The organism is Acinetobacter sp. GWC1_38_13, assembly GCF_001767535.1.
Taxonomy (GTDB): Bacteria; Pseudomonadota; Gammaproteobacteria; order Pseudomonadales; family Moraxellaceae; genus Acinetobacter; species Acinetobacter junii.
Map to the genome: position 1 here is coordinate 1 of NZ_MELG01000049.1, position 15,075 is coordinate 15,075.

Sequence of the window (15,075 nt, forward strand, 5' to 3'; positions counted from 1 at the left end):
GCTCGTAACAATCAACAAGCTGGACCTTACAGTTTAGAACAAGTAAACCAAATGCTCGCTAGTCAACAAGTTTTACTTACTGACTTAGCATGGCATGAAGGTATGACTGAATGGAAAACCCTTGGAGAATTAACTCAAGGCAAACTTGTATACGAACCTGTAGGTTATTCAACTTTTAATACACCAATTAAAAATGAAGCTGAAAATTCAAGCTTCAAAATTAAAGTTGAAACGAAGTCTGATAATTTTGAACTGGCGTCATTTGCGTCGCGTGCGTTGGCAAAAATATTTGATCTAATGCTATGGCTACCGATGGCAGCAATTCCCTCTTTCTTTTTTGATCAAAGCCAATACACTCAATTGTTTGAAATTCAAAAACAATTACAGGCTACAGACGTAGCATCTAGTAAAGCTGTTGAACTGCAACAACAACTTCTTCAATTAATTCCAAATGAAGCATGGATCAGTATTTTTGCATATCTTATTATCATGTTGATGTTACAAGCATTCATGATTGCAAAATCAGGTCAAAGTCTTGGAAAGAAAATTGCCAAAATCAAAATCGTAGATGCTGAGACAACCACAAATGTAAGTACAATTCGTGCTTTCTGGGTGAGAAGCATACTTTTCATCATTCTGAATCTACTATTTATGCCTTTTATCACAATTATTGATTATGGATTCTTCATGTTGAACAAAAAACGTCAAACTTTGCATGATAAATTAGCCAAAACGAAAGTCGTAAAGCAATAAATAAGTGAAGATATAAAAAAGAGGATTTACTCCTCTTTTTTTATATATTAAATTGATATCTATAGAGAAAAATAACAACTGAACCCGAATCCCTACAAGATAAATCGGGTTTGAAAACAAGCATTTCAGCGTACTTTATCAGTAGCTTAGTTTTTCAATATGAGGCATAATGCCCTACAACGTAGCGGTGTCGGATAATTGACAAGCATTTCACAAAAAATTCTTATCAATCATGCGACACTTTAATCGCTATCCCATAATTTAATTAGGGAATGGGACTCTTCACCGAGGTTGTAAAATGAGACAAACGATTTTAGCTGTATTGTCTTTATCAACGATGGCTGCACTCTTGACTGGGTGTGGCGGTGATATGGTACTACTAAACAATAAAGGTCCAGTTGGTCAAGGTCAAAGTGACCTCATGATGACTGCGATCTATCTAATGCTTTTGGTGGTAATTCCATCAATTATCATGGCATTATGGTTTGGTTGGCAATATCGCGCATCGAATAAAGATGCAGACTATAAACCTACTTGGGCACACTCTACGACAATTGAGATCGTTGTTTGGGGTGTTCCTGTCATTATTATTGGTATTTTAGCTTGGTTAACTTGGTGGGGTTCCCACAAGTACGACCCTTACCGTCCGTTAGAGTCAGATAAAGCGCCTTTAACTGTTCAAGCCATCGCTGAACAATTCAAATGGATTTTTATCTATCCTGAGCAAAACATTGCAACGGTAAACGAAGTACGCTTCCCAGAAAAAACGCCTGTAAGCTTTAAGATTACTTCTAACTTTACGATGAACTCGTTCTTCATCCCACAGTTAGGTGGTCAGATCTATGCTATGGCGGGTATGCAGACTCATCTTCACCTTTTAGCAGACGAACCAGGTGTATTCCGTGGTTTCTCAGCTAACTATTCAGGTTATGGTTTCTCACAAATGCGCTTCAAGGCACATAGTGTAACTGAACCAGAGTTTGCACAGTGGGTAGAAGCTGTTAAAGCGGGTAATGGTACAAGTATCAATGCTGAAGCAATTCAAAAAGGTACACTTGACCAAGCTGAATTAGCGACTCTTAAAGATGGCAATCGTTCTAAATATCAGATCGAAGCACTTGTAGCAAAAGCAAAGACTCCAGAAGAAAAGCAAGAGGCTGAAGAAATGAAGCCTTACCCTACAGAGCCACATCCTGTGACTTATTATTCTTCAGTTGAGCCTAAATTATTCGAATCTGTTATCAATCATTATATGAGCAACTATCATGGTGCAGACCACTCAGCTCCTGCTGAGCATGCAACTGAAGCAACTCATACCAATGATGAACATGCCACAGCTTCTGCAGAGGAATAAGACATGTTTGGAAAGTTAGGACTTGATGCAATTCCGCACGATCCGATCGTGTTGGTCACAGTTGCAATGATGGTTTTAGGTGGTATCGCGCTTGTTGCTGGTATTACTTATTTCAAAAAATGGGGCTATCTGTGGAACGAATGGTTCACATCAGTAGACCATAAAAAAATCGGTATTATGTATATCATTGTATCTGTAATCATGCTATTGCGTGGTTTCGCTGATGCAATCATGATGCGTTTACAACTTTTCCTCGCTAAAGGCGGTGGTGAAGGTTACCTACACCCAGAACACTACGATCAGATTTTTACCGCACATGGTGTAATCATGATCTTCTTCGTGGCAATGGGTCTTGTTGTAGGTATGATGAACATCTCAGTACCGCTACAAATTGGTGCTCGTGACGTTGCATTCCCATTATTGAACTCACTAAGTTTCTGGTTATTTGCTGGTGCTGCTGGGTTGATGATGGCTTCACTAGCGTTAGGTGAATTCGCTGCGACAGGTTGGATGGCTTATCCACCTCTATCTGGCATCGAATATTCTCCTGGTGTAGGTGTTGACTACTACATTTGGGCACTGCAAGTTTCAGGTTTAGGTACGCTTTTATCTGGTGTTAACTTCTTCGTTACCATTATTAAAATGCGTGCACCTGGCATGAAATTAATGGACATGCCAATTTTTACTTGGACATCACTCTGTACAGCTGTGTTAATCATTGCATCTTTCCCTGTATTAACAGGTACGCTTGCAATGTTGACATTAGACCGTTACTTCGGTTTCCACTTCTTCACAAATGAGCTTGGCGGTAGCCCAATGCTTTATGTGAACTTGATTTGGACTTGGGGTCACCCAGAAGTTTACATCTTAGTATTACCAGCATTTGGTCTATACTCAGAAATCGTTGCAACGTTCTCTCGTAAGACGTTGTTCGGTTACAAATCAATGGTATATGCAACTATCGCAATTACTGTACTTGCGTTCGTTGTATGGCTTCACCACTTCTTTACCATGGGTGCGGGTGCAAACGTTAACGCATTCTTCGGTATTATGACGATGGTTATTGCGATTCCTACAGGTGTGAAAATCTTCTCTTGGTTATTCACAATGTATAAAGGACGCATTACTTATACTACCCCGATGCTTTGGACACTTGGTTTCCTTGTGACTTTTGGTATCGGTGGTTTAACTGGTGTACTTATGGCTGTTCCGCCTGCGGACTTCCTTGTACACAACTCACTCTTCTTGATTGCTCACTTCCATAACGTAATTATCGGTGGTGTGGTGTTTGGTATGTTTGCCGGCATCATCTTCTACTGGCCGAAAATGTTTGGTTGGAAACTCAATGAAGCTTGGGGTAAAGCTGCGTTCTGGTTCTGGTTTATTGGTTTCTACTTTGCATTCATGCCTCTTTATATCCTTGGCTTCATGGGTATGACACGTCGTTTGAATACATATGACAACCCTGAATGGGATCCATACTTAGCAATTGCATTGTTCGGTGCGGTATTGATTGCTATCGGTATTGCTTGTTTCCTTATGCAGATTATCGTTGGTTTCTTACAACGTCATCAAAATATGGACTACACAGGCGATCCATGGGATGGTCGTACATTTGAATGGGCTACCTCATCTCCTGCTCCATTCTATAACTTTGCACATCTACCAGCAGCTGACGGTATCGACCGCTTCTGGACAGATAAAGAAAATGGTGTAGCTTACGCACGCGATACTAAATATGAAGATATCCATATGCCGACTAATCGTGCAGCTGGTTTCATCATTGCAATGTTCATTACTGTTCTTGGTTTTGCATTGATCTGGCATATTTGGTGGCTTGTAGTTGTTTCTTTCGTTGCTTCAGTTGTTAGCTTGATCGTAAGCTCATTCACTAAGAATGTTGATTACTATGTACCTGCTGCAGAAGTTGAACGTATTGAAAATGAACGCTATGCGTTACTTGAAAAACACTTGAAGAAGGACTAAGGAAATGGCTGAAGTACTTCATCACGACAACCACGGTCATGACGGTCATCACGAACACGATGACACAGACTTAACGGTCTTTGGTTTCTGGACATATTTGATGAGTGACTTGATTCTTTTCGGATCACTCTTCATTGCGTTCGCTGTATTAAGCAGTCATATTCCGCCTGGTACTCCAAGTGCGAAAGATCTTTTTGGTGATTCTTTAGGTTTTGTTTTAACTGAGACCTTTGCCCTTTTGATCTCTTCGGTAACATTTGGATTCGCTGTTCTTGCATCTTATAAAAAGAACGTTAATCAAGTGATTGCTTGGTTGTTTGTTACTTTCTTATTTGGTGCAACGTTCATTGGGATGGAAATTTATGAATTCCAGCACCTGGTACATGCTGGCCATGGTCCAACTCATAGTGCGTTCTTATCAGCATTCTTTACTTTAGTTGGTACACACGGTATCCACGTAACTTCTGGTTTAGTTTGGATGCTGGTACTTATGTATCAAATTAAAAAGAATGGTTTGACACTACCGAATACACGTCGTCTTGCTTGCTTAAGCTTGTTCTGGCACTTCCTTGACATCGTTTGGATCTGTGTATTCAGCGTCGTTTACTTAATGGGAGTTCTCTAATGAGTGGTCATGACCATAATGCTGCAGGTGCATCACACGGTAACTTCAAACAGTACACGGTTGGTTTCATCCTGTCTGTTGTCCTCACCATCATTCCTTTTGGAATGGTGATGGCGGGTGGTTTTAGTCGTGGTATTTTAATGACTGTAATCGCAATTACAGCGGTTGCTCAGGTGCTTGTACAGCTTGTGTATTTCCTACACATGAATACATCATCAGAACAACGCTGGAACTTGATTGCATTCATCTACACAATCCTATGCATCGCTGTTCTTCTTGTTGGTTCAGTATGGATTATGAATTACCTACACTACAACATGATGATCTAAACTGATTGTCATGTGGAAAAAGTATTTATTCCTGACTAAACCAGGAATTCTCTTCGGTAATTTTATTACCACCTTGGGCGGCTTCTTTTTAGCCGCCCAAGGCGCTATAGATATCCTCTTATTATTATTGACCTTACTAGGGACAACTTTTGTAGTTGCTTCTGGTTGTGTCGTGAATAATGTGATTGACCAAGATATCGATCAAAAAATGCAGCGTACGATGAATCGTGCTCTTGTTAAAAAGACAATCTCTCCAACAATTGCAATGCTCTATGCATTGGTCTTAGGAGCTATTGGATTTGGCATTTTATGGTTCTTTGTAAATGCATATGCATTCTTGTTTGCTGTCATTGGTTTTGTTGTCTATGTCGGTTTTTATAGTTTGTGGACTAAACGTACTACAATCCATCAAACTGTAATTGGTAGTATTTCTGGAGCGAGTCCTCCTGTTATTGGTTATACGGCTGTAACTCAACAATTTGATATGGCTGCCCTATTAATTTTTGTTGCATATGCTTTATGGCAAATGCCACATTCTTGGGCGATTGCTATCTATCGTTTTGATGATTATAAAAACGCAGGAGTACCAATTTTACCTGTAGCACGCTCTATTCTACGCACGAAAATAGAATCCTTAATTTATGTGATTTTATTTACTATTGCGATGAATGGTTTATATGTTTATGGATATACCAATATTGTATTCTTGGTGATCTGTAATTTACTTTGTGCTTACTGGTTCTACATTGGTATTTTAGGTTTTAAAGCTGAAAATGACCAACTTTGGGCAAAACGCTTTTTCTTATTTTCAGTGATTTTGATTACTGTAATTAGTTTAAGTTTCAGTTTTACTTTTAATAGTCCTGCACCCACCTTCCCTATTTTCTAAAAAGATAGAGGAACCTCTATCTTTTTATTCTCTGCTTCAATTGTTATCATTTCGTGCAATAAAAACATTCATACTTTATTGCCTAAATGAAACTTCAAAATATATCGATTTTAAAACCCATTTTTTATACTTTTATCACAGCAATTTCTATTCAAGCTCAAAGTATTTATGCTGGAGCTGAAAATATCTGTGAACCAAATCTACACTTAGATGATCGCGATCTAAATGGTTGCAGTAATTTACCTGTTCTATATCCTTCAAACGATAGTCAAACTAATACTGCCTTATTACTAAGCGATTTGGGTCTAGCTGAAATCGAACCAATGCCTATAGATCAAAACTTATGGGATGCGACTTTTGGTTCTGTGCCATTTGATGCTGCAAATGTATCATTGGCAACGAAGAATAAAATTCAGAATCAGAGAAATGAATTAACAGTAAAAGACGAAATCATATTTGATGAACGTTGTTATAGTTTTGATTCAGGCAACTATGCTTTTATTAATCAAGTTAAAACCCATAAACTAATTCCAGCAAATGAAAAGCTTGTTCTGATCAACGAACGCAAGAAGATGAATCAATGTGACAATAAAATTGCATTGATCTCTATCGATCCAAATTGGTCAACAACCACGCGTCAATACGCATCTTATTTAAATGCGAGTATTTTGTTTTATAATGCTAACTATTCATCTTCTACGAAAATTTTTACGGTATTAACTTCGGTTGAAGATGCATGGTTGAAAGAAACAGCTCAATATATGTTGATTCGGACGACTCTCAATTCAGCTTATGCAACAGGTGTTGATCAATACGGTGATGTATACCTTGATAATATTAATCAAAACTTACTAAAACAGTTCTTAGGTCATATCACGAACTATCTAAATGCTTACCCTAATGGTCGTTATGTAGCAAGTGCGCGTGGATTTTTACGTCGTGGTTTTTGGTTATCTAAACGCCAAGATCTTTTAGTCAATGAGATCGTATGGCAAATTCAAAATCCTAAATCTAAATTTTACAATTTAGATATGGGACAACTTCCTGCTGAAATTGATAGACGTATTTTTAGTAGCAATTCATTTGAACTCAAAAATCTCAAGGACCCTTTTTTCTTGACTATATATAATTTAATGAATATGCGTGACTACAAAACTGAACATTACCAACCTATTACGTGGTCTCAACTTAATGCACAAAAAGATTTCTTTAAAACTCAATCTGAATTATTTAACTATTTAAGAGCGATTCATTTATTTTTTATTCAGAATAAACCCCAAGATGCTTTAAATTATTTACCAAAGTCAAATATTAAAAATACTAATTATTTACAACTAAGCCAAACTTTTTTAAAAGGTCAAATATTGGAAAAACTCGGTCAAAACCAAACTGCTGAAGAATACTGGACTAACCAGCTTGCTCAAGCACATACACTTTATCAGAAGGCTTTATTTGAAACCGCATTATCTAAACATTTGAATATCAAACAAGATTATTCAGCTTTTATAGGAAAGCAAGCCAAAATAAGCCAACCAAATCTACAAAAACAATTTATAACTCAACAAGCAAATATAGATAGTTTAGACAAGATTATTCAATCAAATCAAAGCACAGTCGATCAAAAGCAAGCTGCTATTCATACCTTATTAAGCAAAAGTTTAGTTCACCAGAGATTCGATTTATTTCAACAAAAATATTCATATTTGCCTAAAAATGCGAGTGAATACAAAGGATATTCAAGTGCAAAAGAACACTTAAAAAACAAACCTGAGTTTGCTAATTTTATTTGGAATGGATCAAACATCACGGCTCAACTCAAATGCGATAATCTCTTAACATTGATCCAACAACTCAGTAAATTGCCAAATGATCCCCTACTCAACATTTGTTTGGGAGAGTTTATGCGAAGTGAGCAAGGTTATAGCCTGCAACAACTCAGCTATGACGAGCAGCAAAAACCAACTATAAGTGGAAAAATTTTCGCGCGCGGTGAAATTTATAAAGACATTATCAAATCTTCTCGAAAAGATGATTTACATGCTTATGCACTGTATAGGGCAATTCAATGTTATGCACCGAGTGGAATAAATGATTGCGGGGGTATCGAAGTGACTAAAAACACACGTAAACAATGGTACGATCAAATCAAAAGAGATTATCCAACAAGTACATGGGCTAAATCACTGAAATATTATTGGTAGGTTTATCCTTTGATGTGGTTAAGGTGTATTCTTTTTAGTGTGTTGCTGTTGATATTGGGACTAAACCAACCGAGTCGACCAGCAACTCCAACTATCGATGCCAATCAATTTCAATCCTTTTGGATTTGGGGTGAGATAAAATCTGCCCCCTATCTTTCAAAGGCTAAAGAGCTTTATATTCTGCAAGGTGAAATCCGTTATTCAAAACAAAAACAGACTTCAATTTTGATACCACAAGGTATTGGTACTTTAAAACTACCCAATCAAAAAATTTGGCTCGTTTTTAGAACCCACCACTTAGATTGGAGTTCACAAAATTACCAAACCATCTTAACTCGCTTAAACCATTGGAAAAATCTAGGCAATCAGATTGAAGGGATTCAAATTGATTTTGACAGTAAAACCCGCAATCTAAATGAATACGCATATTTTTTAAGTCAATTCAGAAGTCAACTTCCCGCTCAATATAAACTAAGTATTACAGGATTACTTGATTGGACAAATTTTAAAGAGCAAGGCACCCTAAAACTTCTTAGACAAAATATTGATGAACTAGTGATCCAAACCTATCAAGGCACCACCTCCATTCCCAATTATCCTGAATATTTAAAACGTATAGCAAGTCTTAAACTGCCTTATAAAATTGGTTTTGTGCAATATGGAAAATTATATAGTGACTTAAAGACAGTTTATGATCCGCATTTTAAAGGCTATGTGATCTTTTTACTGCGTGAAAAACCGTGAATTTACTTGCGATTTGGGTGAAAGGTGTCTAAAATCGCAGCTTCGCAATTTGCGACATAACTTTTTAAGTTATGACTCCTTGCTTCTGACTCATTTTAAGTTAGGGGCTGCTTAAACCGTAAGGAGCTGACAATGCGTCACTACGAAATCGTACTATTGGTACACCCAGACCAAAGCGATCAAGTTGTAGGTATGGTTGAACGCTATATCTCTCAGATCAAAGAAGCTGATGGTCAAATTCACCGTTTAGAAGATTGGGGCCGCCGCCAATTGGCTTACCCGATTAACAAGATTCACAAAGCACACTACATTCTTATGAATGTTGAATGTGGTCAAACGACTCTTGATGAATTAGAAGAATTGTTCCGTTATAACGATGCAATCATTCGTAACATCATCATCCGTCGTGAACACGCAATTACTGAAGAATCTTTACTTGCTAAGAGTGCTGAAGAAAAACGTGCGCGTAAAGCTCAACGTGAAGAAGCACAACAAGCAATTCAAGAAGCTGAATAAGGAGAACATCAATGGCACGTTTTTACCGTCGTCGCAAGTTCTGCCGCTTTACAGCTGAGAATGTTGCGTACATCGACTACAAAGATATCGACACTTTAAAACAGTACATCACTGAAAACGGCAAGATTGTTCCTAGCCGTATTACAGGTACTAAAGCTCGTTATCAACGTCAATTAGCGTTAGCTATTAAACAAGCTCGCTATTTGTCTTTGATTCCGTACACTGACAACCATAAGTAAGTGAGGTGAGCTGTGGACGTTATCTTATTACAACGCATTAAGAACCTTGGTAAATTAGGCGACAAAGTATCAGTAAAAGCTGGTTACGGTCGTAACTTCTTGATCCCTCAAGGTAAAGCTGTAGCTGCAACTGAAGCAAACACTGCTGCATTTGAAGCTCGTCGTGCTGAACTTGAGAAACAAGAAGCTGCTATTTTAGCTGCTGCGAACGCACGTGCTGAACAATTGAACGAAGTAAATATCGTTATCACTGCTAAAGCTGGTGATGAAGGTAAACTTTTCGGTTCTATCGGTACTCGTGACATCGCTGACGCTTTAACGAACGCTGGTCTAGCAGTAGATCGTGCTGAAGTTCGTTTACCAAACGGTGCGCTTCGTCACACTGGTGAATTCAACATCGCAATCCAATTGCATCATGATGTTGTTGCTGAAGTTCTCGTTACTATCGTATCTGAGTAATTTCTGCAAAAAAAAGAGCATGTTTTTACATGCTCTTTTTTTATGTCCATAATTTTGCTTTAAGCTTTGATTCTACTTTTTCATCACTTAAACAATTTTCTTTAATAAACTTCTCCTGTTGGTATCCATTTGGATTAAGATAGTCATTCATTCACGGTTTCATCTTTTTATTAGGTCTTGTTATGTCACAGGCAAATGCCAATTTTGCAAAAAATACTCCCAACGCTGAGAGTAAAGTGAATGACTCAAGTCAACTAAAAGAGTTTAGAACGCCTCCTCATAATCTTGCGATTGAGCAAGCTGTTTTAGCTGCATTAATGACGGTAGCAGAATCATTTGAACAAGTGGGTGACTTACTCAAGGAAAATGATTTTTACGCAACTCGACATAAGTATATTTATCGAGCTATTGAAAAATTAGCGCAAGAAAACTCACCTTATGATGCAGTGTTAGTCAATGACTGGTTACTTAAGCAGAATCTACTGGATGCGATTGGCGGTGAAGAATACTTAATGCAATTGATGGCGGATTCACCATCGAGCTTCTATAACCTTGAGATCTATGCCAGCAAAATTAAGGAATTTTCAACCTTACGCAGTATGATCAAAGTCAGTACTGATATTTTACAAAATGCTTACGACACCAAAGGTCGCCCTGTTAGTGAAATTCTAGACTTAGCCGAAACTAATATTTTCTCTTTAGCGGAACAGCACAACAACAATAAAAAAGATTCAGGTCCAAAGTCGATCAGCTCAGTAACAGCTGACGTAATTAGCAAATTAGATGAGCTTTCCAAAATGGATGGCAACATCACAGGACTTTCTACAGGTTTTCTGGAATTAGACAATAAAACCTATGGAATGCAGGCGGGCGATTTAATTATTGTTGCTGCACGTCCTTCGATGGGTAAAACCACGTTTGCCATGAATTTAGTCGAGAGCGTACTGTTTAATTGCAACCTCCCTGCTCTTGTTTATTCTATGGAAATGCCAGCAGATTCAATCGCAATGCGTTTGATTTCCTCTTATGGGAAGGTGCATCAAGGGCATTTACGTTCAGGTAAATTGGACGGCGACGAATGGTCAAAAGTAACTGGTACTATTCTACAATTACAGGAAAAACATCTTTATATTGATGATTCTTCTGCATTACCCCCAACTGAAGTTCGTGCACGTGCAAGGCGTATTGCCAAAATGCATGATGGAAAAATCGGTTGCATCATGGTCGACTATTTACAGTTGATGAAAGTTCCAGGTATGGGTGATAACCGTGTTGGTGAGATTTCTGAAATTTCACGAAGCTTAAAAGCATTAGCAAAAGAAATGAACTGCCCTGTAATTGCATTATCTCAGCTCAACCGAAGTCTGGAAAATCGCCCAAATAAACGACCAGTAATGTCTGACTTACGTGAATCTGGAGCGATCGAGCAAGATGCCGATTTAATTATGTTTATTTATCGTGATGAGGTTTATAACAAAGAATCTAAAGAGGCTGGAACAGCAGAAATCATCATTGGTAAACAGCGTAATGGACCTATTGGTACTGTCCGTCTCGCCTTTGAAGGACAATATACTCGCTTTAGTAATCTTTCACCTGAATTCTATGCACAATTTGATGATGAAGAATAACGCATAATATTTTGTAATCTTACTTATTTTCTAGCCGTCCCAAAGGAGTACTCAGGGTGCGCCAAGCAACAATTTATATTGATAGTGAAGCACTACAATATAATTTAAACCGTGTTAAACAACTTGCACCACATTCCCAAATTGTAAGTATGGTGAAAGCCAATGCATATGGGCATGGAGTACAGGATTGTTTAGCCGCCTTAAATGCAACGGATGCTTTTGGTGTAGCTTGTTTGGAAGAAGCTTTAGCGATTAGGCGACTGGGATATACGCAACCCATTACCTTAATTGAAGGTGTATTTACTGAAGATGAAATGGAAGATGTTATTCAACAGAAACTTGAATGTGTTGTACATCGACATGAGCAAGTAGAATGGTTAATTCAAAATAAAGAAGCCTATAATGCCTTAGGACTTAAGGTTTGGGTAAAACTAAATAGTGGGATGAATCGTTTAGGTTTTAAGATTAATGAAATTATAGCCGTTATTCATCAACTAAAATCATTGAATTTTAACTGTGTACTCACTATGCATTTTGCAAATGCGGATGTAGATCACCCGTTAAATGAGCAACAGATTCAACAATTTTTAGAAGTAAAAAATGCATGTGAACCGATATTAGCCTCTTGTTGTAATTCTGCTGCTATCTATAAATATCCAAACTTACATTTTGATTATGTACGTCCTGGGATTATGCTTTATGGTGCAACACCTTTTGCAGATAAAGATGTTAATGAACTTGATTTAAAACCTGTAATGAGTTTTGAAGCAGAAATTATTACATTAAATCAAATACAAGCAGGCGAAAGCGTTGGTTATGGTTCTACTTTTACAGCAACGAATAGTATGCAAATTGCAATTGTTTCTATTGGCTATGGTGATGGCTATCCACGTGCATATGTAAAACCTAATTACGTAGCGATTGATAAGCAACTGACTCCTGTTATTGGTCGAGTAAGTATGGACATGATTGCGATCGACACAACTAATCTTCAAGTTAAAGTCGGCACCAAAGTTGAACTTTGGGGTAAAACACGATTGGTTGATGATGTCGCAAATGCAAATGGTACGATCGGTTATGAACTTTTATGCCGACTAAGTAATAGACCACAAAGACAACGTATCTAATAAATAAAAATCCAAGCAAAAGCTTGGATTTTTTCTTATAAGCCGTAATCCGCTGTAGGTTTTGGCAACTCTTGTAAACCTCGACGTAGCGTCTCTGACCACTGTTTACTAATTTGAGTAAAATATGGATCCTCCTCACTGATTCGTTTACCTTGAGGAATAACGAAACTATCTTTGTGATATACCAAAGCGTCCAAAGGTAAACCTACAGATACATTTGAGCGTAGCGTTGAGTCAAATGAAATCAAAGAACAGCGTAAAGCATCATCAAGTGGCATCGTATAGTGCAAAGCTCGATCTAGTATCGGTTTACCGTACTTGCTTTCACCAATCTGAAAATAAGGTGTATCCGTAGTCGCGCAAATAAAGTTTCCTTGAGGGTAAACAGTATAAAGCTGCATTTCCTCACCTTTAATCTGTCCACCCACCAAGATACTACATGAATAATTCATCTGTTCTTGCGTATTACTTGTGATGTCTTCTAAAACTCTGCGCAAAGTTTTACCAACAAGTTCAGATACCTCAAACATTGTATTTACAGTGTATAGATTTGGCTCTTGATGCAGTGTTAAAGAGTTTTGTAGATGTCCTAAAACCGCTTGTGTTGTCGCTAAATTACCAGCGGTTTGAAGTGCGATGAAACGCTCACCCTCAATACCAAAAGTATGTAATTTACGAAATACTGAAATATGATCGACCCCTGCATTTGTTCTAGTATCACTGATGAGTACTAAACCTTGCTCCAATCTTAATGCACAACAATAGGTCATCTTGCTCTCTTTTCTTCAACACGCTAAAACCTGAACAACCGACATCATACTCTCCACACCACCCTGTTCACGAACCCCACGAATAGGAGCAACATCAAGATAATCTCGACCAACTGCAACATAGATGTGATTTTGAGGGCTAAATATCTGGTTACTAACATCGAAACAATACCATTTATTGTCAACAAATACTTCTGCCCATGCATGACTGGCAAGGTGCGGTTGATTCTGATCATACAAATAACCAGAAACATAACGTGCAGGTAAATGTAATGCTTTACACATTGCAATCATGACATGTGCATGGTCTTGGCAAACACCTTTAGCAGCATAAAATGCATCTGTAGCCAATGTTGTGACAGATGTGCTCTCAGGTTGGTATGGCATTTTTTCTAATATCTTCTCAGATAAAAGAATTAAATGCTGTCGATCTTTGGCACGAACGATATCTTGTGCGAAATGCAACATCTCCTGATCACAATGAGTCAGACTGGTTCTTTGCAGAAAAATATAAGGCGAAATTTCATTTTCGAAATGCCCGATTTCAGTTTCAAATAGGTCTACAATTCCTTGAGCCATGATCGTCAAATATCGGTAATCATGATGCTGTGTTGCAGTTAACCAGAGATTATTAAAGGCATCGCGTTGGCAACGATATTCGCCTGGTACACTGATATGCCAATTCTCAATAATCTGATGCTTAGAACTTTGCGGCATCATCTTAATTGACTGCACGCTATTACGTGCATTTTGTGTATATCGATAGTGTGTTTGATGATTTACCATAAGTTTCATGTATACACCTCAAATTGATTTTCCAATTTATAAGTAAATTCATAAAACTGATTCAGATATGGTTGATCTTTCAATCCATTCCAGCTGTGTTGAAGATCACTCCAACCCAAATTAGAAAGCTGAACTATCATCGGATCAATTGAATCAAGAACAGAATGTATATTTTTATGGAATCTAAAATGTGTGTCGATTTGTTCAACAGACTGACCTAGATGAAAAAATAGAAAAATCTCCTCTTTCTCATTTTTTAAAATCTCTCGACAATCTTGAACTAGCTCTAAAATCATGTCAGGTGTATTGGTCGCATTTTTTATCAGCGTGTTTAATTCAGCATATGCAGTTGCTGAAAACAAAGCTCTAAGTTCTTGGATATTATTACGAGCAATTTCGAGTTGATTAATTAATGAGTAAGGTTGTTTCTCATCTAGCATAAATTGATTCAAATTTTCTGCATCTTCAATATGCAAACATAAACCTTGAGCAAACACTTCTGCTTTTTGATCATCCACAAAAGGGAGTTGCTCCGCAACATAACCGATTCTAAATAAATAACGACCTAACCAATATACATGTTGAGCACTTGAAATGAGTAACGTCATAGATATCCTCCTTTTTTTTAAAATTTCCAAATCACCCATCCAAGTCAATTAAATGAGTGAG

At 37.7% G+C, this 15,075-nt stretch carries 16 protein-coding genes; 13 read left to right on the top strand and 3 right to left on the bottom strand.

Annotated features, from left to right (window positions below):
- The 13 genes from A2003_RS04850 to alr all read left to right on the top strand — a co-directional run.
- Positions 1 to 753 (top strand): RDD family protein (locus tag A2003_RS04850; protein WP_286686884.1); only part of this gene is annotated, 753 nt, incomplete at its 5' end.
- Between the two features lie 298 nt (positions 754 to 1,051).
- On the top strand, positions 1,052 to 2,107 hold the full coding sequence (gene cyoA, locus A2003_RS04855; protein ID WP_004912161.1) for a ubiquinol oxidase subunit II: 1,056 nt from the start codon (positions 1,052 to 1,054) through the stop codon (positions 2,105 to 2,107).
- A gap of 3 nt (positions 2,108 to 2,110) precedes the next feature.
- Complete coding sequence (cyoB, locus tag A2003_RS04860; RefSeq protein ID WP_004962896.1) at positions 2,111 to 4,093, top strand: cytochrome o ubiquinol oxidase subunit I; 1,983 nt, start codon at positions 2,111 to 2,113, stop codon at positions 4,091 to 4,093.
- A gap of 4 nt (positions 4,094 to 4,097) precedes the next feature.
- On the top strand, positions 4,098 to 4,718 hold the full coding sequence (gene cyoC, locus A2003_RS04865; protein WP_004962899.1) for a cytochrome o ubiquinol oxidase subunit III: 621 nt from the start codon (positions 4,098 to 4,100) through the stop codon (positions 4,716 to 4,718).
- Positions 4,718 to 5,047: a cytochrome o ubiquinol oxidase subunit IV gene (locus A2003_RS04870; protein WP_004912170.1), complete on the top strand. Its 330-nt coding sequence runs from the start codon at positions 4,718 to 4,720 to the stop codon at positions 5,045 to 5,047. Before cyoC ends, A2003_RS04870 begins: the two co-directional genes overlap by 1 nt.
- Positions 5,048 to 5,057: 10 nt before the next feature.
- Positions 5,058 to 5,936 carry a heme o synthase gene (gene cyoE, locus A2003_RS04875; RefSeq protein WP_004962903.1) on the top strand — a complete coding sequence of 293 codons (879 nt, stop codon included), beginning with the start codon at positions 5,058 to 5,060 and terminating at the stop codon, positions 5,934 to 5,936.
- An 86-nt stretch (positions 5,937 to 6,022) separates the two neighbouring features.
- Positions 6,023 to 8,137 carry a PA5441 family protein gene (locus A2003_RS04880; protein ID WP_286686885.1) on the top strand — a complete coding sequence of 705 codons (2,115 nt, stop codon included), beginning with the start codon at positions 6,023 to 6,025 and terminating at the stop codon, positions 8,135 to 8,137.
- Between the two features lie 12 nt (positions 8,138 to 8,149).
- Positions 8,150 to 8,881 carry a DUF3142 domain-containing protein gene (locus A2003_RS04885; protein WP_112987273.1) on the top strand — a complete coding sequence of 244 codons (732 nt, stop codon included), beginning with the start codon at positions 8,150 to 8,152 and terminating at the stop codon, positions 8,879 to 8,881.
- 132 nt (positions 8,882 to 9,013) lie between these two features.
- Positions 9,014 to 9,397: a 30S ribosomal protein S6 gene (gene rpsF / locus A2003_RS04890; RefSeq protein ID WP_004912183.1), complete on the top strand. Its 384-nt coding sequence runs from the start codon at positions 9,014 to 9,016 to the stop codon at positions 9,395 to 9,397.
- Between the two features lie 11 nt (positions 9,398 to 9,408).
- Positions 9,409 to 9,636: a 30S ribosomal protein S18 gene (gene rpsR / locus A2003_RS04895; protein WP_000090661.1), complete on the top strand. Its 228-nt coding sequence runs from the start codon at positions 9,409 to 9,411 to the stop codon at positions 9,634 to 9,636.
- Positions 9,637 to 9,648: 12 nt separating this feature from the next.
- Positions 9,649 to 10,095, top strand: a complete 447-nt coding sequence (gene rplI / locus A2003_RS04900; protein ID WP_004912185.1) for a 50S ribosomal protein L9 — start codon at positions 9,649 to 9,651, stop codon at positions 10,093 to 10,095.
- A gap of 182 nt (positions 10,096 to 10,277) precedes the next feature.
- Positions 10,278 to 11,723 (top strand): replicative DNA helicase, encoded by a 1,446-nt coding sequence (gene dnaB / locus A2003_RS04905; RefSeq protein ID WP_004912188.1) that lies wholly within the window; start codon positions 10,278 to 10,280, stop codon positions 11,721 to 11,723.
- Positions 11,724 to 11,779: 56 nt separating this feature from the next.
- Positions 11,780 to 12,850, top strand: coding sequence for an alanine racemase (alr, locus tag A2003_RS04910; protein WP_005402360.1), 1,071 nt, complete (start codon positions 11,780 to 11,782; stop codon positions 12,848 to 12,850).
- Between the two features lie 35 nt (positions 12,851 to 12,885).
- On the opposite strand, the gene A2003_RS04915 is transcribed toward alr, so the two are convergent.
- Genes A2003_RS04915 through A2003_RS04925 form a run of 3 tightly spaced genes read right to left on the bottom strand, consistent with a single transcriptional unit; the run spans position 12,886 to position 15,014 of the window.
- Positions 12,886 to 13,620 (bottom strand): proteasome-type protease, encoded by a 735-nt coding sequence (locus A2003_RS04915; protein WP_286686886.1) that lies wholly within the window; start codon positions 13,618 to 13,620, stop codon positions 12,886 to 12,888.
- Positions 13,621 to 13,635: 15 nt separating this feature from the next.
- Positions 13,636 to 14,415, bottom strand: a complete 780-nt coding sequence (locus tag A2003_RS04920; protein ID WP_286686887.1) for a transglutaminase family protein — start codon at positions 14,413 to 14,415, stop codon at positions 13,636 to 13,638.
- Entirely contained in the window at positions 14,412 to 15,014 is a 603-nt protein-coding gene (locus A2003_RS04925; protein WP_286686888.1) for an alpha-E domain-containing protein, read from the bottom strand. Before A2003_RS04925 ends, A2003_RS04920 begins: the two co-directional genes overlap by 4 nt.
- Between the last annotated feature and the right edge of the window lie 61 nt (positions 15,015 to 15,075).

What these genes read in the sequence shown, in the direction of transcription:
- cyoE (WP_004962903.1), top strand. Translation starts at nt 5,058, where the DNA reads ATGTGGAAAAAGTATTTATTCCTGACTAAACCAGGAATTCTCTTCGGT.
- rpsR (WP_000090661.1), top strand. Translation starts at nt 9,409, where the DNA reads ATGGCACGTTTTTACCGTCGTCGCAAGTTCTGCCGCTTTACAGCTGAG.
- A2003_RS04920 (WP_286686887.1), bottom strand. Translation starts at nt 14,415, where the DNA reads ATGAAACTTATGGTAAATCATCAAACACACTATCGATATACACAAAAT.
- A2003_RS04870 (WP_004912170.1), top strand. Translation starts at nt 4,718, where the DNA reads ATGAGTGGTCATGACCATAATGCTGCAGGTGCATCACACGGTAACTTC.
- cyoC (WP_004962899.1), top strand. Translation starts at nt 4,098, where the DNA reads ATGGCTGAAGTACTTCATCACGACAACCACGGTCATGACGGTCATCAC.
- cyoA (WP_004912161.1), top strand. Translation starts at nt 1,052, where the DNA reads ATGAGACAAACGATTTTAGCTGTATTGTCTTTATCAACGATGGCTGCA.
- dnaB (WP_004912188.1), top strand. Translation starts at nt 10,278, where the DNA reads ATGTCACAGGCAAATGCCAATTTTGCAAAAAATACTCCCAACGCTGAG.
- A2003_RS04880 (WP_286686885.1), top strand. Translation starts at nt 6,023, where the DNA reads ATGAAACTTCAAAATATATCGATTTTAAAACCCATTTTTTATACTTTT.
- A2003_RS04925 (WP_286686888.1), bottom strand. Translation starts at nt 15,014, where the DNA reads ATGACGTTACTCATTTCAAGTGCTCAACATGTATATTGGTTAGGTCGT.
- A2003_RS04885 (WP_112987273.1), top strand. Translation starts at nt 8,150, where the DNA reads ATGTGGTTAAGGTGTATTCTTTTTAGTGTGTTGCTGTTGATATTGGGA.
- cyoB (WP_004962896.1), top strand. Translation starts at nt 2,111, where the DNA reads ATGTTTGGAAAGTTAGGACTTGATGCAATTCCGCACGATCCGATCGTG.
- rpsF (WP_004912183.1), top strand. Translation starts at nt 9,014, where the DNA reads ATGCGTCACTACGAAATCGTACTATTGGTACACCCAGACCAAAGCGAT.
- A2003_RS04915 (WP_286686886.1), bottom strand. Translation starts at nt 13,620, where the DNA reads ATGACCTATTGTTGTGCATTAAGATTGGAGCAAGGTTTAGTACTCATC.